The organism is Streptomyces anulatus, from assembly GCF_000721175.1.
Classification (GTDB): domain Bacteria; phylum Actinomycetota; class Actinomycetes; order Streptomycetales; family Streptomycetaceae; genus Streptomyces; species Streptomyces anulatus_C.
Window position 1 is genome coordinate 528,196 of record NZ_JOEZ01000016.1, and the last position, 26,502, is coordinate 554,697.

The 26,502-nt window shown below is 72.7% G+C and carries 21 protein-coding genes and 1 pseudogene; 4 read left to right on the forward strand and 18 right to left on the reverse strand.

Annotated elements, in window-relative coordinates; genetic code table 11:
* Window positions 1-122: 122 nt before the first annotated feature.
* Window positions 123-1,532: a type I glutamate--ammonia ligase gene (glnA, locus tag IG90_RS0120565; RefSeq protein ID WP_030586274.1), complete on the reverse strand. Its 1,410-nt coding sequence runs from the start codon at window positions 1,530-1,532 to the stop codon at window positions 123-125.
* A gap of 282 nt (window positions 1,533-1,814) precedes the next feature.
* Between glnA and IG90_RS0120570 the strand changes: the two genes are divergently transcribed.
* Window positions 1,815-2,222, forward strand: a complete 408-nt coding sequence (locus IG90_RS0120570) for an RDD family protein (protein ID WP_030586276.1) — start codon at window positions 1,815-1,817, stop codon at window positions 2,220-2,222.
* Between the two features lie 136 nt (window positions 2,223-2,358).
* On the opposite strand, the gene IG90_RS0120575 is transcribed toward IG90_RS0120570, so the two are convergent.
* From IG90_RS0120575 to lipB, 4 genes and pseudogenes are all read right to left on the reverse strand, one after another.
* Window positions 2,359-3,066: a DUF4191 domain-containing protein gene (locus IG90_RS0120575; protein ID WP_030586278.1), complete on the reverse strand. Its 708-nt coding sequence runs from the start codon at window positions 3,064-3,066 to the stop codon at window positions 2,359-2,361.
* 30 nt (window positions 3,067-3,096) lie between these two features.
* Window positions 3,097-3,297, reverse strand: a complete 201-nt coding sequence (locus IG90_RS0120580; RefSeq protein ID WP_030586280.1) for an SCO2195 family GlnR-regulated protein — start codon at window positions 3,295-3,297, stop codon at window positions 3,097-3,099.
* A gap of 266 nt (window positions 3,298-3,563) precedes the next feature.
* Window positions 3,564-4,541: a lipoyl synthase gene (lipA, locus tag IG90_RS44875; protein ID WP_030586282.1), complete on the reverse strand. Its 978-nt coding sequence runs from the start codon at window positions 4,539-4,541 to the stop codon at window positions 3,564-3,566.
* A gap of 384 nt (window positions 4,542-4,925) precedes the next feature.
* A pseudogene (gene lipB, locus IG90_RS46010) lies at window positions 4,926-5,585 on the reverse strand (lipoyl(octanoyl) transferase LipB); the annotation flags it as partial.
* 235 nt (window positions 5,586-5,820) lie between these two features.
* Between lipB and IG90_RS0120590 the strand changes: the two are divergent.
* Complete coding sequence (locus tag IG90_RS0120590; protein WP_030586284.1) at window positions 5,821-7,422, forward strand: NsdA family TPR-like regulatory protein; 1,602 nt, start codon at window positions 5,821-5,823, stop codon at window positions 7,420-7,422.
* 15 nt (window positions 7,423-7,437) lie between these two features.
* On the opposite strand, the gene IG90_RS0120595 is transcribed toward IG90_RS0120590, so the two are convergent.
* A complete protein-coding gene (locus IG90_RS0120595) occupies window positions 7,438-8,823 on the reverse strand; it encodes an FAD-dependent oxidoreductase (RefSeq protein ID WP_030586285.1) in 1,386 nt (461 codons plus the stop codon).
* Window positions 8,824-9,103: 280 nt separating this feature from the next.
* Window positions 9,104-10,003 (reverse strand): TIGR01777 family oxidoreductase, encoded by a 900-nt coding sequence (locus IG90_RS0120600; protein ID WP_030586286.1) that lies wholly within the window; start codon window positions 10,001-10,003, stop codon window positions 9,104-9,106.
* A 62-nt stretch (window positions 10,004-10,065) separates the two neighbouring features.
* On the opposite strand from IG90_RS0120600, the gene IG90_RS0120605 reads away from it, so the two are divergent.
* Complete coding sequence (locus IG90_RS0120605) at window positions 10,066-10,590, forward strand: GNAT family N-acetyltransferase (RefSeq protein WP_030586287.1); 525 nt, start codon at window positions 10,066-10,068, stop codon at window positions 10,588-10,590.
* Between the two features lie 25 nt (window positions 10,591-10,615).
* On the opposite strand, the gene IG90_RS0120610 is transcribed toward IG90_RS0120605, so the two are convergent.
* From IG90_RS0120610 to IG90_RS0120645, 8 genes are all read right to left on the reverse strand, one after another.
* The gene (locus tag IG90_RS0120610; protein WP_030586288.1) at window positions 10,616-11,137 is read right to left on the reverse strand and encodes a DUF4240 domain-containing protein; all 522 of its coding nucleotides are present in this window, start codon (window positions 11,135-11,137) and stop codon (window positions 10,616-10,618) included.
* 62 nt (window positions 11,138-11,199) lie between these two features.
* Complete coding sequence (locus tag IG90_RS0120615) at window positions 11,200-12,189, reverse strand: helix-turn-helix transcriptional regulator (protein WP_030586289.1); 990 nt, start codon at window positions 12,187-12,189, stop codon at window positions 11,200-11,202.
* 128 nt (window positions 12,190-12,317) lie between these two features.
* Window positions 12,318-14,987, reverse strand: a complete 2,670-nt coding sequence (aceE, locus tag IG90_RS0120620) for a pyruvate dehydrogenase (acetyl-transferring), homodimeric type (RefSeq protein WP_030586291.1) — start codon at window positions 14,985-14,987, stop codon at window positions 12,318-12,320.
* A gap of 267 nt (window positions 14,988-15,254) precedes the next feature.
* The gene (locus tag IG90_RS0120625) at window positions 15,255-15,878 is read right to left on the reverse strand and encodes a GntR family transcriptional regulator (protein WP_030586293.1); all 624 of its coding nucleotides are present in this window, start codon (window positions 15,876-15,878) and stop codon (window positions 15,255-15,257) included.
* A gap of 147 nt (window positions 15,879-16,025) precedes the next feature.
* On the reverse strand, window positions 16,026-17,867 hold the full coding sequence (sucB, locus tag IG90_RS0120630) for a 2-oxoglutarate dehydrogenase, E2 component, dihydrolipoamide succinyltransferase (RefSeq protein WP_030586295.1): 1,842 nt from the start codon (window positions 17,865-17,867) through the stop codon (window positions 16,026-16,028).
* A gap of 62 nt (window positions 17,868-17,929) precedes the next feature.
* Entirely contained in the window at window positions 17,930-19,318 is a 1,389-nt protein-coding gene (gene lpdA, locus IG90_RS0120635; RefSeq protein ID WP_030586297.1) for a dihydrolipoyl dehydrogenase, read from the reverse strand.
* A 353-nt stretch (window positions 19,319-19,671) separates the two neighbouring features.
* Entirely contained in the window at window positions 19,672-21,231 is a 1,560-nt protein-coding gene (locus tag IG90_RS0120640; protein WP_030586299.1) for a leucyl aminopeptidase, read from the reverse strand.
* A gap of 227 nt (window positions 21,232-21,458) precedes the next feature.
* Complete coding sequence (locus tag IG90_RS0120645; protein WP_030586302.1) at window positions 21,459-22,241, reverse strand: adenosylcobinamide-GDP ribazoletransferase; 783 nt, start codon at window positions 22,239-22,241, stop codon at window positions 21,459-21,461.
* A gap of 89 nt (window positions 22,242-22,330) precedes the next feature.
* Between IG90_RS0120645 and IG90_RS0120650 the strand changes: the two genes are divergently transcribed.
* On the forward strand, window positions 22,331-23,095 hold the full coding sequence (locus IG90_RS0120650) for a hypothetical protein (protein ID WP_030586304.1): 765 nt from the start codon (window positions 22,331-22,333) through the stop codon (window positions 23,093-23,095).
* Here IG90_RS0120650 and IG90_RS45245 read toward each other — a convergent pair.
* The 3 genes from IG90_RS45245 to IG90_RS0120665 form a co-directional block, all read right to left on the reverse strand.
* Window positions 22,993-23,760 carry a hypothetical protein gene (locus IG90_RS45245; protein WP_051860143.1) on the reverse strand — a complete coding sequence of 256 codons (768 nt, stop codon included), beginning with the start codon at window positions 23,758-23,760 and terminating at the stop codon, window positions 22,993-22,995. The two genes, IG90_RS0120650 and IG90_RS45245, sit on opposite strands and share 103 nt — an antisense overlap.
* 192 nt (window positions 23,761-23,952) lie before the next feature.
* Window positions 23,953-25,059: a nicotinate-nucleotide--dimethylbenzimidazole phosphoribosyltransferase gene (cobT, locus tag IG90_RS0120660; protein WP_030586308.1), complete on the reverse strand. Its 1,107-nt coding sequence runs from the start codon at window positions 25,057-25,059 to the stop codon at window positions 23,953-23,955.
* Between the two features lie 166 nt (window positions 25,060-25,225).
* Window positions 25,226-26,428 (reverse strand): bifunctional adenosylcobinamide kinase/adenosylcobinamide-phosphate guanylyltransferase, encoded by a 1,203-nt coding sequence (locus IG90_RS0120665; protein ID WP_030586310.1) that lies wholly within the window; start codon window positions 26,426-26,428, stop codon window positions 25,226-25,228.
* Window positions 26,429-26,502 lie beyond the last annotated feature (74 nt).

Here is a 26,502-nt window from a genome sequence, read left to right on the forward strand (position 1 = left end):
GTCCGCGTGAGCGTGGTTGCTGTCCACAGCGCGGCTGACGGAACGAGCGAGGGCCGCCACCTCCCGGAGGAGGTGGCGGCCCTCGGCGTCTCGGGCGCGGGTGAGCCCGGCCCGTGGTGTTCCTAGATGTCGAAGTACAGCTCGAACTCGTGCGGGTGCGGCCGCAGCTGGATCGGGGCGATCTCGTTCGTGCGCTTGTAGTCGATCCACGTCTCGATCAGGTCCGACGTGAAGACGCCGCCAGCCTGGAGGTACTCGTTGTCCGCCTCCAGGGCTTCGAGCACGGCCGGGAGGGACGTCGGGACCTGCTGGACGTTGGCGTGCTCCTCGGGAGCCAGCTCGTAGAGGTCCTTGTCGATCGGCTCGGCCGGCTCGATCTTGTTCTTCACGCCGTCCAGGCCAGCCATCAGCAGCGCCGAGAACGCGAGGTACGGGTTCGAGGACGGGTCCGGGGCGCGGAACTCGACGCGCTTGGCCTTCGGGTTCGAGCCGGTGATCGGGATGCGCATCGCGGCGGAGCGGTTGCGCTGCGAGTACACCATGTTGACCGGGGCCTCGAAGCCGGGGACCAGGCGGTGGTACGAGTTCACCGTCGGGTTGGTGAAGGCCAGCAGCGACGGCGCGTGCTTCAGGATGCCGCCGATGTAGTAGCGGGCCATGTCGGAGAGGCCGGCGTAACCCTGCTCGTCGTAGAAGAGCGGAACGCCGCCCTGCCACAGCGACTGGTGCACGTGCATGCCCGAGCCGTTGTCGCCGAAGATCGGCTTCGGCATGAAGGTCGCGGTCTTGCCGTTGCGCCAGGCGACGTTCTTCACGATGTACTTGAAGAGCATCAGGTCGTCGGCCGCGGCGAGCAGCGTGTTGAACTTGTAGTTGATCTCGGCCTGGCCGGCCGTGCCGACCTCGTGGTGCTGGCGCTCGACCTGGAGGCCGTTCTTGTCCAGCTCCAGGGAGATCTCGGCACGCAGGTCGGCGAAGTGGTCCACCGGCGGGGTCGGGAAGTAGCCGCCCTTGTAGCGGACCTTGTAACCGCGGTTGTTCTCCAGCGCACCGGTGTTCCAGGCGCCGGCCTCGGAGTCGATGTGGTAGAAGCTCTCGTTCGCCGACGTCTGGAAACGGACGTTGTCGAAGACGTAGAACTCGGCCTCCGGGCCGAAGTACGCGGTGTCCGCGAAGCCGGTCGAGGCGAGGTAGGCCTCGGCCTTCTTGGCGATGTTGCGCGGGTCACGGCTGTACTGCTCGCCCGTGATCGGGTCGTGGATGAAGAAGTTGATGTTGACGGTCTTGTCGCGGCGGAAAGGGTCCACCCGAGCCGTCGACAGGTCCGCGCGCAGCGCCATGTCGGACTCGTGGATGGCCTGGAAGCCACGGATCGACGAACCGTCGAAGGCCAGTTCCTCGGCCGGGTCGAAGGTCGCTGCCGGGATCGTGAAGTGCTGCATCACCCCGGGCAGGTCGCAGAACCGGACATCGATGAACTTGACGTCGTTGTCCGCTACGTACTTCTGCACTTCGTCGGCGTTCTGGAACATCCAACTCCTCCTACTCCCGGCCCGGGCGGGACGGGGTTGTAGCTCGTGGTGCGGCCAGTGCGGTGGCACACGCTGGACCCGACCATAGGCAGGCGTGATTTCTCAAGCGTGACCCATTTGTTTCGCCCAAGTTAACCGGGGCGGTGGCGGGCGGCATCTCCGCGACTGTTACCGGTGCCCCCGCCCGGCCGGGGGCAAACACGGGCGCAGTACCGTGGACGGGTGGACAACAGGCAAGCAATCGGATCGTGGCTCTCGGGGCCCCGCGCGGCCGCCGAGGAGATGGGCGCCGACTTCGGCTACCGGGGCAAGGGACTCGGGCTGCCGGAGGAGGGGCCCGGCTCGGTCGCCCCGCTCGGCCGGCGTTTCGGGGCCCTCTTCATCGACTGGTCGCTCTGCATGGTGATCGCATACGGGCTGCTCGCTCGCGGTGACCAGCAGGCGGCGGGGAACTGGGCGCTCGGGGTCTTCCTCGTGATGAGCCTGCTGACGGTCGGGACCATCGGCTGCACGCCCGGGAAGCGCCTCCTGAGTGTCCGGGTGGTCGCCGAGGACGGCGGGCGGCTCGGGTTCGTGCGTGTGGTCGTGCGGACCGTGCTGCTCCTGCTCGTCATCCCCGCGTTGGTCTGGGACCGCGACGGGCGCGGACTGCACGACCGCTTGTCGCGTGCCGTGCAGGTCCGGATGTGACCTCTCCGGCCTCTTCTCCGGTACGGGCGGATGTGACGTTCCCGATACGGGCGTGAGAACGGGGCGGCCCCGGGACCGTTCACCGGTCCGGGGCCGCCCCGTCGCGTACGTCAGTCGTCTCGCGTACGTCAGGCCGTCAGCGCATCTTTCCGCCGCGCGGCATCCGCATGCCCTTGGGCATCGGGCCCTTCGGCAGCGGCATGTTGCTCATCAGGTCGCCCATCGCGCGCAGCCGGTCGTTGGTGCTGGTCACCTGCGGGCCGGTCAGGACGCGGGGGAGCTTCAGCATCTTGGTGCGGACCTTCTTCAGGGGCACCTGGCCCTCGCCGTTGCCGACGATGATGTCGTGCACCGGCACGTCCACCACGATGCGGGCCATCTTCTTCTTCTCGGCCGCCAGCAGGCCCTTCACCCGGTTCGGGTTGCCCTCGGCCACCAGGACGATGCCGGCCTTGCCGACCGCCCGGTGGACGACGTCCTGGCTGCGGTTCATCGCCACCGCGGGGGTGGTGGTCCAGCCGCGTCCGACCCGGTCCAGGACGGCGGCCGCCGCTCCGGGCTGGCCCTCCATCTGTCCGAAGGCCGCCCGCTCGGCGCGCCGGCCGAAGATGATCGCCATCGCGAGGACGGCCAGGACGAAGCCCAGGATGCCCAGATAGACCGGGTGTCCGATCGCGAAGCCGATGCCGAGGAGGACACCGAACGTGAGGATTCCGACGCCCGCGACGACAAGACCGATCTTGCTGTCGGTCCGCCTGGTCATCTTGTAGGTCAGGGCGATCTGCTTGAGCCGCCCTGCGTTCTCGGCGCTGTCCGCGCCTTCAGTTCTTGCCTTCCTCGCCATGTACCGAAGTTTACGTGGCGAGGGGGCGACCTAGAAACGGTGGTCGGCCACGGCTTCCAGCACGTGCTGGGCCTCCACCCGGTCCTTGGCACGACGGCGGTCCTCCAGGACGGCCGTCCAGGCGTTGCGGCGGGCGGTGCGCTGGCCGCTGCTCAGCAGCAGCGACTCGACGGCGCGCAGGGCGGTGGTGACGGACGGGATGGCGTGGGCGCGGACCGGTGCGGCCTGCATCGTGGTGTTCCCCTCGGAATGGATGCGCCCCTGGGGCGCGGACTGAGTACGGGAAGCGGTGACGGCGGCGGCCGTGGGAGTCGCCGCACGTGTACCTAAGGTCACTGCTTGGTGTTACCAGCGCATGACCGGGCGGTCAAACACCAATGAAACCTTCATTCCGGTGCCGCGCACGCCGAAGCGGTCCGTACGCGTCCCCGACCTGCGGGGAGCCTCCGGACCGCTTCGGTCATGCGGTTACTGCTCGTAGCCGCTCGTGAGCGGATTCACACGGCCGGCGCGGCCTGGACGCTCCCGGCCGCCGCGCCGCGCGCCTCCATCGCCTGCTGGAAGAGACGCCCCGCGCGGTACGAGGACCGCACCAGCGGACCCGACATCACACCGGAGTAGCCGATCGCGTCGGCCTCGTCCTTCAGCTCGACGAACTCGTGCGGCTTCACCCAGCGCTCGACCGGGTGGTGCCGTACGGAGGGGCGGAGGTACTGCGTAATCGTGATGAGCTCGCAACCTGCGTCGTACAGGTCCTGGAGCGCCTCGCTGACTTCCTCGCGGGTCTCGCCCATGCCGAGGATCAGGTTCGACTTGGTGATCAGGCCGGCCTCGCGGGCCCGGGTGATGACCTCGAGGGACCTTTCGTAGCGGAAGCCGGGGCGGATCCGCTTGAAGATCCGCGGCACCGTCTCCACGTTGTGCGCGAGCACCTCGGGGCGCGAGGAGAAGACCTCGGCGAGCTGCTCGGGCTCGGCGTTGAAGTCGGGGATCAGCAGTTCGACCTTGGTCGCGCCGGCCTCCCGCTCCGCGGTGAGCGCGTGGATCTGGCGGACGGTCTCGGCGTACAGCCAGGCCCCGCCGTCCTCCAGGTCGTCGCGTGCGACGCCGGTGATGGTGGCGTAGTTCAGGTCCATCGTGACGACCGACTCGCCGACGCGGCGGGGCTCGTCACGGTCCAGCGCCTGCGGCTTGCCGGTGTCGATCTGGCAGAAGTCGCAGCGCCGGGTGCACTGGTCACCGCCGATGAGGAAGGTGGCCTCGCGGTCCTCCCAGCACTCGAAGATGTTGGGACAGCCCGCCTCCTGGCAGACCGTGTGCAGCCCTTCGCCCTTCACCAGCTGCTGCAGCTGCTTGTACTCGGGGCCCATCTTCGCCCGCGTTTTGATCCACTCGGGCTTGCGCTCGATGGGGGTCTGGCTGTTCCGGACCTCCAGGCGCAGCATCTTGCGCCCGTCGGGTGCGACAGCGGACACTCCGGCTCCCCTTTGCTCTCTGCTGCGTTGGATTCGCGTCGGGTTCGCGATGGGATTCGCGAGCGATTCGCGAGGGACTCGCTTTGGATTCTTCGGCGAACACCAGGGTACGCCCGTACATCGAACGGCCTTGACCCTGCCCAACCTGCGGCCGACGGGGCCTATTCCCCGACCGGTGGTGCCGGTCGGGGCTACTGGCCGGTACGGCCGGGTGGCCCTAGGGCGTGTTTCGAAAGTAGCGCCGTCCGCCCGGAGGGCGGGCTCGGCGGCGTCTGGTGCGTGCGATCGCAAGGCGGAGGGTCGCCCCGATACTGGGCCGCACGGCACGATCCGGTCGAACCAGGTGTTGTCCGGATTCACGTTGAGCGAGAAGCCGTGCATCGTCACGCCCTTGGCGACGCGGATCCCGATCGCGGCCAGCTTGCGGTCCTCGCGGCGCTGGCCGGCGTTGGACGGGGCGTACTCGGGGCCGTTGAGGCGGGCGTCGAACTCCTCGTCCTGGAGCCTCGGGTCGAAGTCCAGCGAGAGCCCGCCCAGCGCCCGGCGCTGCTCGACCGGGTCGCCGAGCACCCAGACGCCGCTGCGGCCCTCGACCCGGGAGGTCTCCAGGCCGAACTCCGCGGCCGTGAGGATCAGTGCGTCCTCCAGCCGGCGGACGTGCGCGACGACGTCGACCGGGCGCGGCAGCTTCTGGATCGGGTAGCCGACGAGCTGCCCGGGGCCGTGCCAGGTGATCTTGCCGCCGCGGTCCACATCGATGACGGGGGTGCCGTCCAGCGGACGTTCGCTGTCCGCCGTGCGACGCCCGGCGGTGTAGACCGGCGGGTGCTCCAGCAGCAGACAGGTGTCCGGCACCCGGTCCTCGAACCGGTCCGCGTGCACCTCACGCTGCTTCTGCCAAGCCTCCGTGTATGCGACGGCCTGTTCGCCGAAGCCCAGACGGACGAACCGCAGCTCGCTCACCGATGCCTCCCTACGTGGGCCCCGCGTGCCCGGAGGGGTGTCCCCGGGATGACGGCGCCCTTGCACTGATCGCGCCCACATCCACTGTACGACCGTCGCCCGGACAGCCCCCCGGCAGGTTCGGCGGCCGGCCCCGGAGCGGCAGGGACCTGCCCGTCCACGGGTCGGACGTTTCCGTCAGCTCTGTCCGGAATCCTCACACGATCGGATGAACGTGGAGCAAAGGGTGGCGGTGGCCGCCCCGGTGGCCGCTAAATTCGCGCCGTTCCCATGAGGGCTGCCCGTCCGGCCCCGAAGGCAGGAGACCGTACAGCTGATGTCGGAACGACCCCCGCAGCGCACGCCCAACAGCCGACTCGCCTCACTCATCGCCGAGGCCGGGTTCTCGCACGCCGGCCTGGCCCGCCGGGTCGACCAGCTCGGCCTCGAACACGGCCTCGACCTGCGGTACGACAAGACCTCGGTCACCCGCTGGCTCCGGGGACAGCAGCCGCGCGGCACCACGCCCGCGCTGATCGCCGAGGTGTTCGCCCGGCGGCTCGGGCGGCGGCTCTCCGCGCAGGACCTCGGGCTCGACGCCTGCGCACCCGTCTACGCGGGCCTGGAGTTCGCGGCGACCCCCGCCGAGGCGGTGGACATCGTCAGCGGCCTCTGGCGCAAGGACTCCGGCACCCACACCGAGCTGCGCAAGATCGCCTTCACCCCGGCCGGACTCGTCGTCCCCAGCCGGGACTGGCTGATCGGCCGGGCCGACGAACGGGTCGCCCGGGACGGCGGGGCCACCCGCCGGGCCGGGGGAGAGGCCGGGGCCCCCGCGCCGGGGCGCCCGGACGGGCCGCTGCGCACCGAGATCCGGGGCCTGCCGCGCCCGGCCGCCGGACCGCTGCGGCCCACGCCCCCCGGCCCGGCCGCCACGCACCCTCCCGCCACGCATCCGCCCGCCGCCGGGGCGCAGTCCGGAACCGGGGCGCCGCCCGTGGTCCCACGCCAGCGGCAGACGGACCGCGGCCCCGGGCAGCGGGTCGGCGGCGGGGACGTCGCCGCACTGCGCTCGGTCGGCGAGCTCTTCCGCACCCTCGACCACGCGTACGGCGGCGGCCACGCCCGGCAGGCCCTCGTGCGGTATCTGGAGCACGAGGCCGAGCCGATGCTCCGGGGCACGTACGGTGAGGCCACCGGACGGCGGCTGTTCGCCGCCGTCGCCGACCTGACCCGGCTGGCCGGCTGGACCTCGTACGACATGGCCGCCCACGGCCTGGCCCAGCGGTACTTCGTCCAGGCGCTGCGGCTCGCCCAGGCCGCCGGGGACCGCGGCTACGGCGCCTACGTGCTGATCACGATGAGCCGGCAGGCGGTCTACCTCGGGCACGGCAGGGAGGCCGTCCAGCTCGCCCGGGTGGCCCAGCAGGGGGTCGGCTCGGCCGCCCCGCCCCTCGTCCAGGCGCTGCTGCACGCGGTCGAGGCGCGCGGGCACGGCGTGCTCGGCGAGGCGCGCTCCTGCACCGCCGCCCTGACGCGGGCCGAGTACGCCCTGGAGGCCGCCCGCCCCGGCGACGAGGTGCCGCACTGGGCCCGCACCTTCGACGAGGCGCAGCTCGCCGACGAGCTGAGCCACTGCCACCGCGACCTCCAGCAGTACCGGGCCGCCGCCCAGCACGCCGAGCGGTCGCTCGCGCTGCGCCCCCCGGCGTACGCCCGCAGCAGGCTGTTCTGCCGGGTGGTCCTCGCCTCGGCCCGCCTGGGCCTGGGCGAGCTGGACCAGGCCTGCCGGCTGGGGGCGGAGGCGGCCCAGCAGGCGGCCGAGATGCGTTCGGTGCGCGCCACGGAGTACGTACGCGCCTTCGAGTGCAGCCTGGAGCCCTACCGGGACGCGGTCGCCGTACGCGGCTACCGCGACCGGGTCGCCGCCCTCGGCTGAGCGGACCGGGGTTCCTCACGCCGCCTCCGGCAGCCGCGGGCTCCCCTCGTGCGTGCCCGGGACGGCCAGGTCGGTCAGGATCGCCTCCGCCGCCCGGCGGCCCGAGTGCAGCGCGCCCTGGACCGAGCTCGTGTCGCGGTGGTCGCCGCACACGTACAGCCCGGCCAGCACCCGCACCGGCCGGCGCGGGTCGTGCGGGGCCTCCATCGCCGGCACCGCCTCCGGGTCGTGATGGGCAGCCAGCAGCTCCCAGCCGGCCGTCGGTACGCCGTACAGCGCCGCCAGATGCGCCCGCACCGAGCGGTCCAGGTCCGGCGGCGGGGTCCCGGGCACCGCAGAGGTGATCAGCGCCCGGCCCTCCGGCGCCCGCGAGGGGTCGACCTCGCTCATCACCGCGGTGTACGCCACCGGGCCCGACCGGTCACCGTCCAGCACCAGCGATCTGCCCGTCGGCGGTGGGGTGGGCGCGGTGTGGTGAAGGACCGTCACCGGGTGGAAGGACGGCACCCGCAGACCGGGCAGCAGCTCGGCCGCCGCCCCCGCGCCGGTCGCCAGCAGCAGGGAGCGGCAGCCCAGTTCACCGTGCTCCTTGGTGCGTACGGAGGTGATGTCGGCGGCCGTCACGTGGACGCCCGTGCGCACCGTCCCCGGCGGCAGCGAGGCCGCCAGCAGCTCCGGCAGCGCGGACGAACCGCCCGCCGGTACGCACAGACCGCCGCGCGCGTAGTCCCGCAGGGCGAGATCGGCGCACCGGCTGGACGTGGTGAGGGCGGGGTCGCTGAGCAGCGCGGTGAGGAGGGGGCGCAGGACGCCGTCCACCGTACGGGCGGGCAGCCCGACGCCGGCCAGGGCGCCGGCGGCCGTCCGCTCCGGGCGGGCCAGCAGCCGGGCCGGAGGGGTGGCCGCCAGCCGGGACAGCGCGGTGCCCAGCCGGGCCCGGTCGATCGCCCCGGTCACCACGCCGCCCCGGCCGCCGCCGCGCGCCGGGGCACCGCGCTCGTGCCCGTACGCGCTCTGCGCGACCCAGGGGGTGCGGGGAGCCCGGGGGGCGCTCGAACGGGCACGTACCGCCTTGAGTGCGCCCCTCGCGCCCCGTGTGTCGCCGGTGAGATGGCGGCGGCCCTCGCTGTGGACCAGGACCCCCGGCGCGAACTCCCGCAGTTCCGGAGCACCCAGCCCCGGGGTGCCGGTCAGCTCGGGCCAGGAGGCGCAGAGCAGCGGGCCGAGCCGGTCCAGCCGGAACCCGTCCACCTCGTCGGTGGCGAGCCGGCCGCCCACCCGGGGCGCGGCCTCCAGGACACTGACGCCGAGCCCCGCCCCGATGAGCAGGTGGGCCGCTGACAGGCCGGCGATTCCGGCCCCGATGATGACCACGTCTGCGTGGTGTGCCGTGCTGCGCACGTGCCCCTCCCCGAGTCGGTGCGACTGGTGGGGGGCTCTTGCCCCCAACAGGCCCCCGGAATGCCGGAGTTCGCATCGAGGCTAGGAGGATGGCTGATACTGGGTCAGACGCGCGTGCCCGGGAGCACCGCAGCACGGGGTCGCACACGCCGCGCCGGACGGGTCGCGAAGGGGGCGCGCGGACCGATGGGCACCGAAGTGCGGCCGGGTCGTCGGAGCGAGGCCGGGCCGTCGGAGCACGGCCGGAGCCTCGCGCGGTCGGGCCCTCAGCGCCGCGCGCTCACCTCAGCGCCGCGCGGATCGCCCCGTCGATGCCGGGGAAGGCGAACGAGAAGCCGGAGGCCAGCAGCTTCGCCGGGATCACCCGCTGGCTGCCCAGCACGTCCTCCGCGAACTCCCCGAGCACCAGCCGCAGCGCCGGTGCCGGCGCAGGGAACAGCGTCGGGCGGCGCAGCACCCGGCCCATCGCGGCGGTCACCTCGGCGTTGGTGACCGGCTCAGGCCCGGTCAGGTTCACCGGGCCGGCCAGCGACTCGGTGTCCAGGATGTGACGCAGCGCCGCGACGTGGTCGTGCAGGGCGATGAAGCTCCAGTACTGGCGGCCGTTGCCGAGACGTCCGCCCAGTCCGGCCTTGAACAGCGGGAAGAGCCGCCCCCAGGCCCCGCCCTCGTGGCCGACGACCAGCCCGGTCCGCGCGTGCACCGTGCGGATGTCCGCCTCTTCGGCGGCGGCGGTGGCCGCCTCCCACTCCTCGCAGACCGAGGGCAGGAACCCGTCCCCGGGCGGCGCGCTCTCGTCCACCGCACGGTCCCCGGTGTCGCCGTAGAAACCGATGGCGGACCCGGAGAGCAGAACGCGGGGCGGTGTGTCGAGCGAGGCGACGGCCTCGGCGACGGCGGCGGTGCCCAGGACCCGGCTGTCGCGGATCTCCCGCTTGTAGGCGTCGGTCCAGCGGTGGTCGCCCACCCCGGCCCCGGCCAGGTGCACGACGGCGTCGCAGCCGACGAGCCCGGCCACGTCCACGTAACCCCGCTTCGGGTCCCACTCGACCTCGTCGCCGGTTCTGGCGGGCCGGCGCACCAGGCGGGCCACCTCGTGCCCGTCGGCGCGCAGCGAGCGCACCAGCGCCGCTCCGATGAGTCCGGACGATCCGCTGACGGCGATACGGGAGCTCGGCATGCGCCCATCCTGCCCCATGAAACGCCTCGAACACCGGGAACACCACGTGACAGAGTGACCCCATGGCCGCACTACTCACCCTCCGCCCCGTCCGCCCCGCCGTGCCCGCCGACGACGCAGAGCTCGCCGAGCTCGACCGGTCCACCTGGTCCACGCTGCACGCGGTCCTGCCGAAGCCGGCACCCCCGTACGACCCCTTCTTCGGGGAGGGACACCTGCCGGAGGACTTCCTCGTGGTGGAGGCGGAGCGGGAGGACGGCCAGGTGGGCATCGCCGGGTACATCCGTCTCGTCCCGCCCACCCCGCTCGCCTCCAACGCCCATGTGCGCCAGATACGCGGCCTCGCCGTGGCGACCTGGGCGCGCGGGGCCGGTGTGGGGCGGACCCTGCTGCGGGCCGCCTTCGCCGAGGCCCGCCGCCAGGGCGCCAACCGGATCACGCTGCGGGTGCTCGCTCACAACGACCCCGCCCGCGCGCTGTACGCCTCCGAGGGCTTCGCCGTCGAAGGGGTGCTGCCCGGGGAGTTCTTCCTGAACGGACGTTACGTCGACGACGTCTGCATGGGCCGCTCGCTCGGCCCCTCCTGAGCGCCGACGACCTGAGCGCCGGGGGTCAGCGCGGCCCGAAGCGGTCCCACAGCTCGGGGAAGCGGGCGGCGAGCGCCCCCTCGTCCTCGAAGTCGACCGGGGTGCCCAGCGGCTCGGCGGCCTGCGGCGGCAGCCCCGGGTCCGGCGCGCCCACGCCGGTGAGCTGCTCGTACGCCTCGTCGGCCGCGTAGCCCAGGTCCTCGCCGTCCCCGTCGATCTCCTCGTCGAAGTCCGCCAGCAGCTCCGCCAGGCTGTCCGGGTCGTGCAGCGCGCCCTCGAAGACCTCCCGGCCCTGGCCGATCAGCCAGCAGCGGAAGTAGTCGAACGCGTCGTCGCTCGCCCCGCCCAGCAGCACGGCCGCCGCGCCCCACAGGTCCCAGTGGTAGGCCCGGTTGTAGCGGGCCTCGAAGTGCCGGGCGAAGTCCAGCACGGAATCGGGATCGAGCTGCACCAGCCGTTCCACCAGCAGGTCGGCGTGGTCCTCGGGGTCGCCCTCGGCGGCCTCGCGGGTGCTGTCGATGATCTCCCAGAATTCCGTTTCGTCCATCACGGGTCCAGCATCCAGCCTGCCGGGTGCTCCCGCACGCGCAGACACCGAATTGACGCCTTTCAGCGATACATCTCGCGCAGGCGTTCGGCGGTGTCCGCGAACCGGGCCCGCAGCGACTCGGGCGCCAGGACCTCCAACTCGGGTCCCAGCGCCAGCAGCTGGCCGTATGCCACATCCAGTGATTCCACCGGCAGCGTGAGGGTACGCAGCCCGTCCGGGCCGGGCTCGGAGGCCTCCGCGAGCGCCGCCGCGGCCGCCGCCCGGTCACCGGTGTACGCGAGCATCCGCGCCCCGCGGCCGGACACCCGTACGGTCACCTCGGTACGCAGCAGGGACCGGGCGAACCCGGCGGCCCGCTCCTCCCAGAACCCGGGCAGGTCGAAGGTCTCGTCCCGCTCGAAACGCTCCTCGGCCGGCTCCACCGCGGTGAAGCGGTCGATCCGGTAGACCCGGAAGTCGTCGCCCGCCCTGGCGCACAGGTACCAGACCCCGGCCTTGAGGACGAGACCGTACGGAGCGAGCTCCCGCGCCACCTCCGTACCCCCGTCGCCCGCCTCGCGGCCCCCGCCCCTGCGGTATCGGGCCCGCAGCAGCCGGTCGTCCCAGACCGCGTCGGCGATCGCGGGCAGCAGCGCGGGGGTCTCCGGCTCGTGGTACCAGGAGGGCGCGTCCAGGTGGAAGCGCCGGGCGGCGGAGGAGGAGGCGTCGCGCAGGGAGGGCAGCAGCGCCGCCGACACCTTGAGGCGGGCGGCCGACGCCGCGTCCTCCAGGCCCATCTCGCGCAGCGCGGCGGGCAGCCCGGAGAGGAAGAGCGCCTCCGCCTCGTCCCGGGCGAGGCCGGTCAGCCGGGTGCGGTAGCCGCCGACGAGCCGGTAGCCGCCGGCCCGGCCGCGCTCCGCGTACACCGGGACGCCCGCGTCGGAGAGCGCCTGCGCGTCCCGGGTGACCGTGCGCTCCGACACCTCCAGCTCGGCCGCCAGTTCGGCGGCGGTCATCGTGGGGCGGGCCTGCAGGAGAAGCACCATCTTGATCAGCCGGGCAGCGCGCATGGGTCCATTGTGGCGGCAGCGACATCGGGAGGCCGCCCACGCCGGAACCCCCGGCCGCCGGGGCGGGCGCGTCGTCGGACGCGTCCGCCCCGGTGACCGGGGGTTCGGTCCTCCAGGGGACCAGGGGCTCAGAGGCCGTAGCGCTCCCGGGCCTCCTTGACCGCCGAGGCCGGGACCTCGCCGCGCTTGACCAGCTGGGCCAGCGAGGCCACCACGATCGACTGGGCGTCGACGCCGAAGTGGCGGCGGGCCGCGGCGCGGGTGTCGGAGAGGCCGAAGCCGTCCGTGCCGAGCGAGGACCAGTCCTGCTCCACCCACTGGCTGATCTGGTCCGGAACCTGGCGCATCCAGTCGCTGACCGCGAGCACCGGGCCCGGCGCGCCGGAGAGCGCCTGCGTCACGTACGGGACCCGCTCCTCACCGCGGAGCAGCGCCTCGTCGGCCTCCAGCGCGTCGCGGCGCAGCTCGCCCCACGAGGTGGCGGACCAGACGTCGGCCGTGACACCCCAGTCGGCGGCGAGCAGCTCCTGGGCCTCCAGGGCCCAGTGGATCGCCGTACCGGAGGAGAGCAGCTGGATGTGCGGCGCGTCCGCCTTCGCGGGCGTGCCCTCCTTGAAGCGGTACAGGCCCTTGACGATGCCCTCCTCGACGCCCTCGGGCATCGCGGGCTGGGGCTTCGGCTCGTTGTAGACCGTCAGGTAGTAGAAGACGTTCTCGGCGTCGGGGCCGTACATCCGGCGCAGACCGTCCTTGACGATGACCGCGACCTCGTACGCGAACGCCGGGTCGTAGTTGAGCGAGGCCGGGTTGGTGGCCGCGATCAGGTGCGAGTGGCCGTCCGCGTGCTGGAGGCCCTCACCCGTCAGGGTCGTACGGCCCGCCGTGGCACCGACGATGAAGCCCTTGCCGAGCTGGTCGGCGAGCTGCCACATCTGGTCGCCGGTCCGCTGCCAGCCGAACATCGAGTAGAAGATGTAGAACGGGATCATCGTCTCGCCGTGCGTCGCGTACGACGTGGCGGCGGCGATGAAGTCGGCCATGGCCCCGGCCTCGGTGATCCCCTCGTTGAGGATCTGGCCGTCCTTGGCTTCCTTGTAGTACATCAGCTGGTCGCGGTCGACCGGGTCGTACGTCTGACCCAGCGGCGAGTAGATGCCGGCGGACGGGAAGAGGGACTCCATACCGAAGGTACGGGCCTCGTCCGGGACGATCGGCACCCAGCGTCTGCCGGTCTCCTTGTCCCGCATCAGGTCCTTCACCAGGCGGACGAACGCCATGGTGGTGGCCATCTCCTGCTTGCCGGAACCCTTGTACAGGGCCTTGAACGCGCGCTCCTCGGGCTGCGGGAGCGCCACCGCGTGCACCCGGCGGGCCGGGGCGGGGCCGCCGAGGGCGGCACGGCGCTCCTGGAGGTAGCGGACCTCGGGGGAGTCGGCGCCCGGGTGGCCGTAGGGGACCAGACCGTCCTCGAAGGCGCTGTCGGGGATCGGGAGGCCGAGCAGCTCGCGCATGCCCTTGAACTCGTCGATTCCCAGCTTCTTCATCTGGTGGTTGGCGTTCTTGGACTCGAAGCCCTTGCCGAGCGTGTAGCCCTTGACCGTCTGGGCCAGGATCACGGTCGGCGCGCCCTTGTGCTCGACGGCCGCCTTGTACGCCGCGTACACCTTGCGGGCCTCGTGGCCGCCGCGTGAGGTGGAGAAGCACTCTGTGATCTTCGCGTCGGTGAGCAGCTTCGCCAGCTCGGCGAGGGCGGGCTCGGCGCCGAAGAAGTGTTCGCGGATGTAGGCGACGTCGCGGGTGGCGTACGTCTGGAACTGCGCGTCCGGGACCTCGCGCAGGCGGCGCAGCAGCGCGCCCGTGGTGTCCAGCTGGAACAGCTCGTCCCAGGCGTTGCCCCAGAGCGTCTTGACGACGTTCCAGCCGGCGCCGCGGAACTGCGCCTCCAGCTCCTGGACCACGCGGAAGTTGGCGCGGACCGGGCCGTCGAGGCGCTGCAGGTTGCAGTTGATGACGAAGGTCAGGTTGTCGAGCTGCTCGCGGGCCGCCAGCGCGAGGGCGGCGGTCGACTCGGGCTCGTCCATCTCGCCGTCGCCCAGGAAGGCCCAGACGTGCGAGTCGGAGGTGTCCTTGATGTTGCGGTTGGTCAGATAGCGGTTGAAGCGCGCCTGGTAGATGGCCGAGAGCGGGCCGAGGCCCATCGACACGGTGGGGAACTCCCACAGCCAGGGCAGCCGCCGCGGGTGCGGGTAGGAGGGCAGACCCTCGCCGCCCGCCTCCTGGCGGAAGTTGTCGAGCTGCTGCTCGCTGAGCCGGCCGTCGAGGAAGGCGCGGGCGTAGATGCCGGGGGAGGCGTGGCCCTGGATGTATAGCTGGTCGCCGCTGCCGTCCCCCTCCTTGCCGCGGAAGAAGTGGTTGAAGCCGGTCTCGTAGAGCCAGGCCGCCGAGGCGAAGGTGGCGATGTGGCCGCCGACCCCGTACCTGGCGCCCCGGGTCACCATCGCGGCCGCGTTCCAGCGGTTCCACGCGGTGATCTTCGACTCCAGCTCCAGGTCGCCGTCGAACGCGGGCTCGGCGGCGGTCGGGATGGAGTTGACGTAGTCGGTCTCCAGCAGCTTGGGCAGCGCGAGACCGGCGCCCTCGGCGTGCTGCAGCGAGCGGCGCATCAGGTACGCGGCACGGTGCGGGCCGGCGGCCTGGGTGACGGCGTCCAGGGAGGCCGCCCATTCAGCGGTCTCCTCGGGGTCACGGTCCGGGAGCTGGTCGAGCTCGCTCGGAAGCTTTCCTGCGGGGTCGGTCATGATCGCCGCCTTCCGGAGAGGAGGGGGGTGGAGAAGGCCCTGACTGGCAGGACAGGGCGATGGGGCCGGTGGGCCCGCGGATGAACTGTAAGGCGCTGATCGATGATCGATCAAAGGATTGAAGGCAAAACTTCTCGATATGAAGAAAAGTGGCATGGGGTGCCTCGAAAGGGGGCACGGAGTGACGCGAAATAGCGTGCAAATAGGGCGCTGACCTGCACGGAAGAGCAGGTCGGGTGCCAGATGATCGGAGCCTCGCGGAAGTGGTCAGGCCCGGGGTGCGCAGCCCAGCACGTGCGCCTTCACCAGGGCCCCGATCTGCGGGTCCTCGGCGAGGAACGCGTCGATGAGCGCCTGGTGCTCCTCCGCGTACGACTTCTGCACCGTGCCCAGCCAGCGGATCGACAGGGCCGTGAACACCTCGATGCCCAGCCCCTCCCAGGTGTGCAGCAGCACCGCGTTCCCGGCGGCCCGCACCATCTCCCGGTGGAAGCCGACCGTGTGCCGCACCTGGGCCTCGCCGTCGGCCAGCCGGTCCGCCTCGTACAGCGCGGCCACGTGCGGGGCCAGCGCCGAACAGTCCTGGCCGAGCCGGGGGGCCGCCAGCTCCGCCGCGATCTGCTCCAGGCCGGCCCGGACCGGGTAGCTCTCCTCCAGGTCGGCGGCGGTGAGGTTGCGGACCCGGACGCCCTTGTTGGGGGCCGACTCGATCAGCCGGAGCGTCTCCAGCTCGCGCAGCGCCTCGCGCACGGGCGTCTGGCTGACCTCCAGCTCGGTGGCGATGCGGCGCTCCACGATCCGCTCGCCCGGCTTCCAGCGCCCGCTGACGATCCCCTCCACGATGTGCTCGCGGATCTGTTCGCGCAGCGAGTGGACGACGGGCGGGGTCATGAGGTGCTCCTTCTGGGCAAACCGGTGGTGCCTACACCAGCACGGCGGCGCGGGCGACCGGTGGTGCTTAGACAATACGGCGGCGCCCCCGCCCGGAAGAGTTCCGGACGGGGGCGCCGCTGGTGAGGCTGGTTACAGCCGGAGCGTTCAGAGGCCGAGCTCGACCTCGAACTCACCGGCCTCCAGGATCGCCTTGACCGACGTCAGGTAGCGGGCGGCGTCCGCGCCGTCCACCAGACGGTGGTCGTAGGAGAGCGAGAGGTACGTCATGTCGCGCACCGCGATGGTCTCGCCGAGGTCCGGGTGGTCGATGACCACCGGACGGCGGACCGTCGCGCCGATACCGAGGATGGCCGCCTGGTTCGGCGGCACGATGACGGTGTCGAACAACGCACCGCGCGAACCGGTGTTGCTGATGGTGAAGGTGGCGCCGGACATGTCGTCCGGCGTCAGGCCGCCACCGCGCGCCTTGCCCGCGAGCTCCGCGGTCTTCTTGGAGATACCGGCGATGTTCAGGTCGCCCGCACCCTTGATGACCGGGGTCATCAGACCCTTCTCCGCGTCGACGGCGATGCCGATGTTCTCCGCGTCGAAGTACGTGATGGTGCCTTCGTCCTCGTTGATCCGGGCGTTGACGACCGGGTGGGCCTTCAGCGCCTGGGCCGCCGCCTTCACGAAGAACGGCATCGGGGACAGCTTGACGCCCTCACGGGCGGCGAAGGAGGCCTTCGCCTGGTTGCGCAGCTTCATCAGCTTGGTGATGTCGACCTCGAGGACCGAGGTCAGCTGGGCCTGCGAGTGCAGCGCCTTCATCATGTTCTCGCCGATGACCTTGCGCATGCGGGTCATCTTGACCGTCTGACCGCGCAGCGGCGACGCCTCCAGCTTCGGCGTCTTCGCGGCGGCATGGCCTCCGGCGGTCACAGCTGCCGGGGCCGGAGCGGCTGCGGCGGCCTTGGCGGCCTCCGCGGCGGCGACGACGTCCTGCTTGCGGATACGGCCACCGACGCCGGTGCCCTTGACCGCGCTCAGGTCCACGTTGTTCTCGGACGCGAGCTTGCGGACCAGCGGCGTGACGTACGCGCCGTCGTCACCGGAGGGCGCGGCCGGGGCGGCCGGTGCCGGGGTGACGGGGGCGGGCTGCGCCGGAGCCGGAGCCGGAGCGGCGGGAGCTGCCGGGGCCTGGGCTGCCGGAGCCGGAGCGGCGGGGGCCGGAGTGGCCGGAGCCGGAGCGGCCGGGGCCGGAGCGGCGGGGGCCGGGGCGGGAGCTGCGGGGGCCTCCTGCTTCGGGGCCTCCTGGGCCGGGGCGGCGGGCTGCGCCGGAGCGGCGGCGGGAGCCGTGCCCGGAGCACCGATGACGGCGAGCTTGGCGCCGACCTCGGCGGTCTCGTCCTCGCCGACCACGATCTCCAGCAGCACACCGGCGACCGGGGCGGGAATCTCGGTGTCGACCTTGTCCGTGGAGACCTCGAGCAGCGGCTCGTCCTCGGCCACCTCCTCGCCGACCTCCTTGAGCCAGCGGGTGACGGTGCCCTCGGTGACGCTCTCGCCGAGCGCCGGGAGGGTGACGTCGGTGCCCTCGGCGGACGAACCGCCGGTGGCGGCCTCGGCGGTCGGGGCCTGGGCCGGAGCCTCGGTCTCGGTCGACGGGGCGGTGGGCGCCTCCTCGGCCTGCGGGGCCGGGGTGGAGGCGGGCTCGGCGGCCGGAGCCGCGGCCTCGGCCGGAGCCGCGGCCTCGGCCGGAGCGCCCGAGCCGTCGTCGATGACGGCAAGCTCGGCACCGACCTCGACGGTCTCGTCTTCGGCGACCTTGATGGAGGTCAGTACACCGGACGCGGGGGCCGGGATCTCGGTGTCGACCTTGTCGGTCGAGACCTCGAGCAACGGCTCGTCGGCCTCGACGCGCTCGCCCTCGGCCTTCAGCCAACGGGTGACAGTGCCCTCGGTGACGCTCTCGCCGAGCGCCGGAAGGGTTACGGAAACCGACATGGTTTCAGTTGCTCCTTACGAAAATGCGGAAGTGGTCGGTCGTCGCGCCCGGGACCGGGGGATCAGTCGTGGGCGTGGAGGGGCTTGCCGGCCAGTGCCAGGTGAGCCTCGCCCATCGCCTCGTTCTGCGTCGGGTGTGCGTGGATGAGCTGGGCGACCTCGGAGGGCAGCGCCTCCCAGTTGTAGATCAGCTGGGCTTCGCCGACCTGCTCGCCCATACGGTCGCCGACCATGTGGACGCCGACCACGGCGCCGTCCTTGACCTGGACGAGCTTGATCTCGCCCGCGGTCTTCAGGATCTTGCTCTTGCCGTTGCCCGCGAGGTTGTACTTGAGGGCGACTACCTTGTCCGCGCCGTAGATCTCCTTGGCCTTGGCCTCGGTGATACCGACGGAGGCGACCTCGGGGTGGCAGTACGTCACCTTGGGCACGCCGTCGTAGTCGATCGGGACGGTCTTCAGACCGGCCAGACGTTCCGCCACCAGGATGCCCTCGGCGAAGCCGACGTGGGCGAGCTGGAGGGTCGGGACGAGGTCGCCCACGGCCGAGATCGTCGGGACGTTGGTCTGCATGTACTCGTCGACCAGGACATAGCCGCGGTCCATCGCGACGCCCTGCTCCTCGTAGCCCAGGCCCTGCGACACCGGGCCGCGGCCGATGGCGACGAGCAGCAGCTCCGCCTCGAAGGTCTTGCCGTCGGCGAGCGTCACGCGGACGCCGTCCTGCGTGTACTCGGCCTTGTCGAAGAAGGTGCCGAGGTTGAACTTGATGCCGCGCTTGCGGAACGCGCGCTCAAGAAGCTTGGAGCTGTTCTCGTCCTCGACCGGGACGAGGTGCTTGAGGCCCTCGACGATGGTGACCTCGGTGCCGAAGGACTTCCACGCCGAGGCGAACTCGACGCCGATGACGCCGCCGCCCAGCACGATCGCGGACTTCGGAACGCGGTCCATCTTCAGCGCGTGGTCCGAGGAGATGATCCGCTTGCCGTCGATCTCCAGGCCGGGCAGCGACTTCGGCACGGAGCCGGTCGCCAGCAGCACGTGGCGGCCCTGGACGCGCTGGCCGTTCACGTCCACGGAGGTGGGGGAGGAGAGCTTGCCCTCACCCTCGATGTAGTGGACCTTGCGCGAGGCGATGAGCCCCTGGAGACCCTTGTACAGGCCCGAGATCACCTCGTCCTTGTACTTGTTGACGGCCTCCATGTCGATGCCCTCGAAGGTCGCCTTCACGCCGAACTGGGCCGACTCGCGGGCCTGGTCCGCGATCTCGCCCGCGTGCAGCAGTGCCTTCGTGGGAATGCAGCCGTTGTGCAGGCAGGTGCCGCCGACCTTGCCCTTCTCGATCAGTGCGACGTCCAGGCCCAGCTGCGCTCCGCGCAGGGCCGCGGCGTAACCGCCACTGCCACCGCCGAGGATCACTAGGTCGAAAACGGTGCTGGCGTCGTTCGCCACGTCACGTCCTCCATGCATGTGCGCCGTACGCCGGGCCCCGTCGCTGGGGTGTGACCGGCCGGTCGGCTGGTGTGCGGCCGCTTTTGTCTTCGGCCCTGTGGTGGGGCCCTGTCCTGCCGAGAACCCATCTTCGCACTTGTCGACGGTGGGCGGGACGCGGGGCCCGGGTCCGGGACGGATGATCGTCCGTTCCGGAGGGTTACTGCTGCGTAGATTGCTACGGATTCGGCCGGTGTTCGTCGAGAGCGAAACCCGTTCGCCCTCCGCCGCTCATCCTTGCCGCTTCCGCTCCGAGAACACGTACGGCCCCGGACCTATGCCCGGGGCCGTACACGTCATCGGCGGGGTCCGGCTCAGCCGAGGTCGCCGTCGGCGGTGCGCTCGGCGAGGCGGACCAGGGTGCGGACCGCGGAGCCGGTGCCGCCCTTGGGCGTGTAGCCGTACGGCGCGCCCTCGTGGAAGGCCGGGCCCGCGATGTCCAGGTGCGCCCAGGCGATGCCCTCGCCCACGAACTCCTGCAGGAACAGGCCGGCCACCAGGCCGCCGCCCATCCGCTCGCCCATGTTGGCGATGTCGGCGGTGGGGGACTCCATGCCCTTGCGCAGGTCGGCGGGGAGCGGCATCGGCCACGAGGGCTCGCCGACCTCCTCGGCGATCTCGTGGATCGACGTGCGGAAGGCGTCGTCGTTGGCCATCACACCGAAGGTGCGGTTGCCGAGCGCCAGCACCATCGCGCCGGTCAGGGTCGCCACGTCGACGATCGCGTCCGGCTTCTCCTCCGAGGCGCGGGTCAGCGCGTCGGCCAGGACGAGCCGGCCCTCGGCGTCGGTGTTGAGGACCTCGACGGTCTTGCCGCTGTACATGCGCAGCACGTCACCGGGGCGGGTGGCGTTGCCGGAGGGCATGTTCTCGGCCAGCGCCAGCCAGCCGGTGACGTTGACCTTCAGGCGCAGACGGGCGGCCGTGACGACGGCGGCGAACACGGCGGCGGCGCCGCTCATGTCGCACTTCATCGTCTCGTTGTGGCCGGCCGGCTTGAGCGAGATGCCGCCCGAGTCGTAGGTGATGCCCTTGCCCACGAGGGCCAGGGTCTTCTCCGCCTTCGGGTGCGTGTAGGCGAGCTTCACCAGGCGGGGGCCGTGCGTGGAGCCCTGGCCGACGCCGAGGAGGCCGCCGTAGCCGCCCTTGGCGAGAGCCTTCTCGTCGAGGACCTGGACCTTGATGCCGTGCTCCTTGCCCGCGGCGGTGGCCACGGCGGCGAAGGACTCGGGGTACAGGTCGTTCGGCGGGGTGTTGATCAGGTCGCGGGCCCGGTTGATCTCCTCGACCAGGGCCAGGGCGCGCTCGACGGCCGCCTTGTAGGCCTTGTCGCGCGGCTTGGCACCGAGCAGGGCCACCTCGGCGAGCGGCAGCTTCGGGCCATTGCCCTGGGACTTCGCGTCCTTGGGAGCCAGCTTGTTCTCGCCGCCCTGGTAGGCGGTGAAGGCGTACGCCCCGAGGAGCGCGCCCTCGGCGACGGCAGCGGCGTCCTCGACGGAGGCGGCGGGCAGCGCGAAGCCGGCCTTCTTGGAACCGGTCAGCGCACGGGCCGCGGTGCCCGCCGCGCGGCGCAGCGCCTCGGCGTCGTACGCGTCCTCCTTGTCCGGGACCGGACCGAGACCGACCGCGACGACGACCGGGGCCTTGAGGCCGGACGCGGCGGGCAGCTTGGTCAGTTCGCCCTCGGCACCGGTGGCACCCAGGGTCTCGAGGACGGCGGCGAGCTTTCCGTCGAACGCCTTGTCCACGGCCTCGGAGCCCGGTGCCAGGACCAGAGCCCCCGGCTTCGACCCAGTGCCCTTGGCGACGCCGACGACGAGTGCGTCGGCGCGCAGCGTCGCCGCACCGGTAGTGCTGAGAGTGAGAGCAGTCACGGTGGTGAAATCTCGCTTCCGTTGAGTTCGAGTTCGGTCGAGGGGTGGGCCGACCATGCCCGGCGCATCGTAGACGCCCCGACGATGTGCCGGGAATGAGCCTACGCGCGCGGTTCCTGCTCCGTGACGGCGGCGGGGCGTTCCGGACCGCCAAGGCGGTCGGTTCCGCCCGGTGCGACGCCCGGTACGACGGCTGCTACGACGACACCCCCGGTGCTGCCGCGCCGTCAGGTCCCGAGCGCCAGCACCACCAGGGCCGCCGTCGCCGCGGTCTCCTCGACGCCCCCGAAGACATCCCCGGTGACCCCGCCGAACCGCCGTACGCAGTGCCGCAGCAGCAGTTCGGCGGCGGCGAGCGCGCCGAGCACCGCGAGCGCGTGGTGCGGTGCCGCGTACGGGCCCAGCGGCGCGCCCGCCGCCGCGCACAGAGCCACCGTCACCACCGTCGCGAGCAGCGCCCGCCCGGCCGGCACCGTGGACGCCACCGTCGCCCCGAGCCCCTCCGGCCGGGCCGCCGGGACGCCCTGACGGGACGCCAGGGTCAGCGCGAGCCGGGCGGCGACGCCCGCGACGACGGCTCCGAGCGCCCCGTGTGCCCAGCCCTCCCCGTACAGCTCGAAGAGGACCGCGACCTGGGCCAGCAGGACCAGGAGCAGGGTGATGACACCGAACGGCCCAATGTCGGACTGCTTCATGATCCGCAGTGCGTCCTCGGCCGGCTTCCCGCTGCCGAGGCCGTCCGCCGTGTCCGCCAGGCCGTCCAGGTGCAGCCCCCGGGTGAGTGCGGCGGGCACCGCGACGGAGGCCACCGCTGCGAGCAGCGGCCCCGAGCCGGCCAGCAGCGACAGCGAGCCGAGGGCGGCGGCGAGCAGCCCCACGGCGAGTCCGGCGATCGGGGCGAGGAGCATCCCGGAGCGGGCGGCCGCGCGGTCCCAGCGGGTCACACGGACGGGGAGCACGGTCAGGGTGCCGAAGGCGAAGCGCAGCCCGTGGCTGTTCAGGGAGGTCACCGCGCGCAGGCTAGCCGTCGGCGCCCACCGATAGATTGGCCGAAACGCGGCAAAAAATGGCAAAGCCGGACGCATCGGGAGTGGGTGGCATGGGTCACTGGTGGCACGACAACATCGCGGAGCCGGGCAAACTGCCGCTGCTCCTCGCGCTGGCCGCCTTCGTCCTGACCTTCGCGATCACACGCACCATCACCCGCATGATCCGTGCCGGGAAGGGCCCGTTCCGCAACATCACCCCGGGCGGGGTGCACATCCACCATGTGGTGCCCGGGGTCGTGCTCACGGTGATCGGCGGGTTCGGCGCGGTGGCCGGTGGACGGCACGGCGTGGCCGCCGGGGTCTGCGCGGTGATCTTCGGGGTGGGGGCCGGTCTGGTCCTGGACGAGTTCGCGCTGATCCTGCATCTGGACGACGTGTACTGGACCGAGGAGGGCCGCCAGAGCGTGGAGGTGGTCGTGCTGACCGTCTCCCTGGTGCTGCTGGTCCTGGCGGGCTTCTCCCCGCTCGGCGTCGACGACGTCACCGACGAGGAGCAGCAGGGCCGGTTCGGCGTCATCACGACGTACGTGGTCAACTTCTGCTTCGTCCTGATCGCCCTGTTCAAGGGCAAGACGCGGATGGCGGTGCTCGGCACCCTCGTCCCGTTCGTCGCGCTGGTCGGCGCGATCCGGCTGGCCCGCCCCACCTCGCCGTGGGCCAGGCGCTTCTACCGCCACCGCCACCGGGCCCGCTCCAAGGCGCTGCTGCGGGCCTACCACCACGATGTGCGCTGGGTCGGGCCGCGCCGGAAGTTCCAGGACCTCATCGGCGGCGCCCCGGACCGGCTCCCGCTGCCGCCCGCGCCCAGGTCCTGAGCGCCGCGCCGCCGCCCGCGCCACTCCCGTACGCCGCACACCACCAGGACGGCGACGATGGCGGCCAGGTGCTCGCGGCCCGCCAGGTTGTCCTTGACGAGGACCTCCACCACCATCGCCAGGACCACCAGAGCGCCGGTGAACCAGGCGCGTTGCCGGTGGCAGACGTACACCGCGAGCCCCACGACCGCCGCCGAGGGGCCGGTGTCCACCACCTGCGCGTCGGAGGCGGGCAGCCCGGGGAACGTCTCCGGCCCGAGCGCGATGCCGATCCGGGCGTACAGCGTCCCCGCCAGCGTCGCGGCATACGCCACCGCGAGCGTGCGCCACCGCCCCAGGCACACCTCCGCGATGCCGAACACCAGCAGGATCTGCGCCAGCGCACCCCACACCGGCAGGTCGAGCGCGGGCACGAACAGCGACAGCGGGGTACGCAGGAGGGCGAGCCAGAACGGGTCATCGGCCCGTACGGCTCCGAGACCCTGCACCGGCCGGTAACCCCACGCCTGGTTCTGCACCACCTGGACGGTCGCGGTGAGCGCCACCGCGGTCAGCGTCAGCGCGAGCGCCCGCGCCCCGCGTGCGGCGAGCCCCCGCCCTACGGTCGTGCACAGCGGGCCCCACTCCCGTACCGCCGCCCGGCGCAGGGCCGGGAGACGGCTCATCCGCTCTTCTCGAACAGCATGGAACGGGCCCCCGGTCGGTCGGTGTGCGGCGTCGGCGCGGATGCGCGCCGAGCCGCGGTCCCTCTCGAAGACGGGCCGGGGCAGCGCGGAGTTGAGCGACACCCGAGTGACGCCGATCTCGTCCGCGCACCGGGGGAGGCGGGGGAGCCGGGGAGGTGGAGGGCCGCGCCCTCAGACCCCGTCGAGGGCCTCCGCGTCCGCCCCCGCCCGGGCCTGCGACTCCTCGTCCACGGCCTTCTCCGGCTCACGCTCGGGCAGTTCGGCCGCCAGCGCGGCCGCCGCCTGCACCAGCGGCAGGGCCAGCAGCGCGCCGCTGCCCTCGCCGACCGTCACCCCGTGGTCCAGCAGCGGCGTCAGCGCCATCCGGTCCAGCGCCTTCGTCTGCGCGGGCTCCCCGCTGACCTGGCCGGCCAGCCACCAGTCCGGCGCCCGGAACGCCGCCCGCTGCGCCACCAGCGCACAGGCCGCCGAGACGACCCCGTCCAGGATCACCGGCATCCGGCGTACCGCGCTCTGCAGCAGGAAACCCGTCATCGCCGCCAGGTCCGCCCCGCCGGACGTCGCCAGCAGCTCCAGCTGATCGCCGAGCACCGGCCGGGCCCGGCGCAGCGCGTCCCTGATCGCCGCGCACTTGCGCATCCACGCCAGGTCGTCGATGCCCGCGCCACCGCGCCCCGTCACCACGGAGGCGTCCGTTCCGCAGAGCGCCGCGACGAGGGTGGCCGCGGCCGTGGTCCCGCCCACGCTGAGGTCGCCGAGCACCACCAGGTCGGTGCCGGAGTCCGCCTCCTCGTCGGCGATGGCCATGCCCAGGCGGACCGCCTGCTCGGCCTCCTCCGCGCTCATCGCGTCCTCGACGTCGATCCGCCCCGAACCGCGCCGCACCCGGTGCCGCACCACGGACTCGGGCAGCAGCTCCGGATCGCAGTCCAGGGAGACGTCCACGATCCGCATCGGCACCGAGAAGCGCCGCGCCAGCACCGCGACCGGGCTCGCCCCGTCGAGGGCGGCCCGCACCAGCTCGTACGCGCCTCCGGCCGGCCGGCCGGATACACCCAGCTCCGCCACCCCGTGGTCGCCCGCGAAGAGCACCAGACGCGGCTGCTCGACGGCCCTGACCGGCACGGACTGCTGCGCCGCGCTGAGCCACTCGCCCAGCTCGTCGAGCCGGCCGAGCGCCCCGGGGGAGACGATCAGCCGCTCGCGCCGCTCCTCGGCATCGCGCCGCACACCCCCGTCGGGGCGTTGGATCAGGTCGGAGAAGTCGTCCAGGTTCACGGAGGTCTGCCTCGCGGGTCGTCACGTCGGGTCCGGTGCGGGAACCCGGCGGCGGGCCCCTGCCCGGAACAGTACCGGTCGGCCCACGGGGCGGGCCCGGCCACGAGCGGCACGGCCCCGCCCACGGGACATGCCCGGCGCTGATCCGCCCAACGCCCCTGCCTCCTCACCCCCGCAGCACCAGCACCTGCCCCGCCACCACCAGCAGCACCTGCTCGCACTCGGCCGCCACCGCCGCGTTCAGCCGCCCCAGCTCGTCCCGGAACCGCCGCCCCGCCGACGTCGCCGGAACCACCCCCGACCCCACCTCGTTGGTCACCAGCACCACCGGCCGCCGGGTCCCGCGCACCGCCGCGACCAGCTCCGCCACCCGCTCCCGCAGCGCCGCCTCGCCGCCGTCGTGCCACCGCTCGCCCTCCCAGGCCCCCACCCGGTCCATCGCGTCGGTCAGCCACAGCGACAGGCAGTCGATCAGCAGCGGCGGCCCGTCCGCGGCCAGCAGCTCCGTGAGCTCGCAGGTCTCCTCGGTCCGCCAGGCGCCCGGCCTGCGCTCCCGGTGCAGTCCGACCCGGGCCGCCCACTCCGGGTCCCCGTCGCGGCGGCCGCCGGTCGCCACGTACACCACCTCCGGGAACGTCTCCAGGCGCTGCTCCGCCTCCAGCGACTTCCCCGACCGCGCGCCGCCCGTCACCAGCACCCGGCGCGGCACGTCCGGCACCGCGTGGTACTCGCCCACCACCAGCGTCGTCCCGTCCGGCACCGCCCGCGCACCGGCCGCCGCGAGCCGCCGCTCCAGCGCCGCACCCGGCGGGGCGTCGTGGCCCAGGTGGACCGCGATCACCTCGGTCGTCGGGCCGACAGCGCCGGCCGACCGCAGCCGGGCCACTGCGTCGGGCCGCGCGATCACATCGCAGACGACCATGTCGTACGGCGGCTCCGTCCGCCCGTCGAGACCCGAGGGCGCGGCGCCCGGCGGCAGGTACAGCAGCCGCTCGCCCTCCGGGGCGGTCACCTCGTACCCGGTCCCCGGGGCGTCCAACGCCACCGCCCGCACCCGGTGCCCGCTGATCAGCGTCAGCACCTGGCCGTCCGGCACCCGCCCGGCCGGCGGCAGCAGGGCGGGCAGTTCGACGGCGGGACCGTCGTGCGGGTGGGTCAGCAGCACCTGGCGGACCGCACCCAGCGAATGCCCGGCACGGGCGGCCGCGAACACCGCCCCGGGGGTGAGATCCAGCAGCAGCGCGTCGTCGGCCAGCAGGGCCGTCGCGGCCCGCGCCCACGGGCCACGGGCCGATGCGCAGGCCGCGCAGGGACAGGAGGGGCGTGGCAGCCCTTCGGGGGCTCCGGTGCCGAGCAGAGTCAGTTCCACCCCTTGATCCTCCCGCGTCCCCCCGCGAGGTGCGCGCCCGGCTAGGCTTCGGGCAGCAACGTGACCCAGGAGGC

What these genes read in the sequence shown, in the direction of transcription:
- IG90_RS0120600 (WP_030586286.1), bottom strand. Translation starts at nt 10,003, where the DNA reads ATGCCGAGCTCCCGTATCGCCGTCAGCGGATCGTCCGGACTCATCGGA.
- aceE (WP_030586291.1), bottom strand. Translation starts at nt 14,987, where the DNA reads ATGACCGACCCCGCAGGAAAGCTTCCGAGCGAGCTCGACCAGCTCCCG.
- IG90_RS0120650 (WP_030586304.1), top strand. Translation starts at nt 22,331, where the DNA reads ATGGGTCACTGGTGGCACGACAACATCGCGGAGCCGGGCAAACTGCCG.
- IG90_RS0120615 (WP_030586289.1), bottom strand. Translation starts at nt 12,189, where the DNA reads ATGCGCGCTGCCCGGCTGATCAAGATGGTGCTTCTCCTGCAGGCCCGC.
- IG90_RS0120590 (WP_030586284.1), top strand. Translation starts at nt 5,821, where the DNA reads ATGTCGGAACGACCCCCGCAGCGCACGCCCAACAGCCGACTCGCCTCA.
- IG90_RS0120575 (WP_030586278.1), bottom strand. Translation starts at nt 3,066, where the DNA reads ATGGCGAGGAAGGCAAGAACTGAAGGCGCGGACAGCGCCGAGAACGCA.
- IG90_RS0120580 (WP_030586280.1), bottom strand. Translation starts at nt 3,297, where the DNA reads ATGCAGGCCGCACCGGTCCGCGCCCACGCCATCCCGTCCGTCACCACC.
- IG90_RS0120625 (WP_030586293.1), bottom strand. Translation starts at nt 15,878, where the DNA reads ATGACCCCGCCCGTCGTCCACTCGCTGCGCGAACAGATCCGCGAGCAC.
- IG90_RS45245 (WP_051860143.1), bottom strand. Translation starts at nt 23,760, where the DNA reads ATGAGCCGTCTCCCGGCCCTGCGCCGGGCGGCGGTACGGGAGTGGGGC.
- sucB (WP_030586295.1), bottom strand. Translation starts at nt 17,867, where the DNA reads ATGTCGGTTTCCGTAACCCTTCCGGCGCTCGGCGAGAGCGTCACCGAG.
- IG90_RS0120605 (WP_030586287.1), top strand. Translation starts at nt 10,066, where the DNA reads ATGGCCGCACTACTCACCCTCCGCCCCGTCCGCCCCGCCGTGCCCGCC.
- glnA (WP_030586274.1), bottom strand. Translation starts at nt 1,532, where the DNA reads ATGTTCCAGAACGCCGACGAAGTGCAGAAGTACGTAGCGGACAACGAC.
- IG90_RS0120570 (WP_030586276.1), top strand. Translation starts at nt 1,815, where the DNA reads ATGGGCGCCGACTTCGGCTACCGGGGCAAGGGACTCGGGCTGCCGGAG.
- IG90_RS0120610 (WP_030586288.1), bottom strand. Translation starts at nt 11,137, where the DNA reads ATGGACGAAACGGAATTCTGGGAGATCATCGACAGCACCCGCGAGGCC.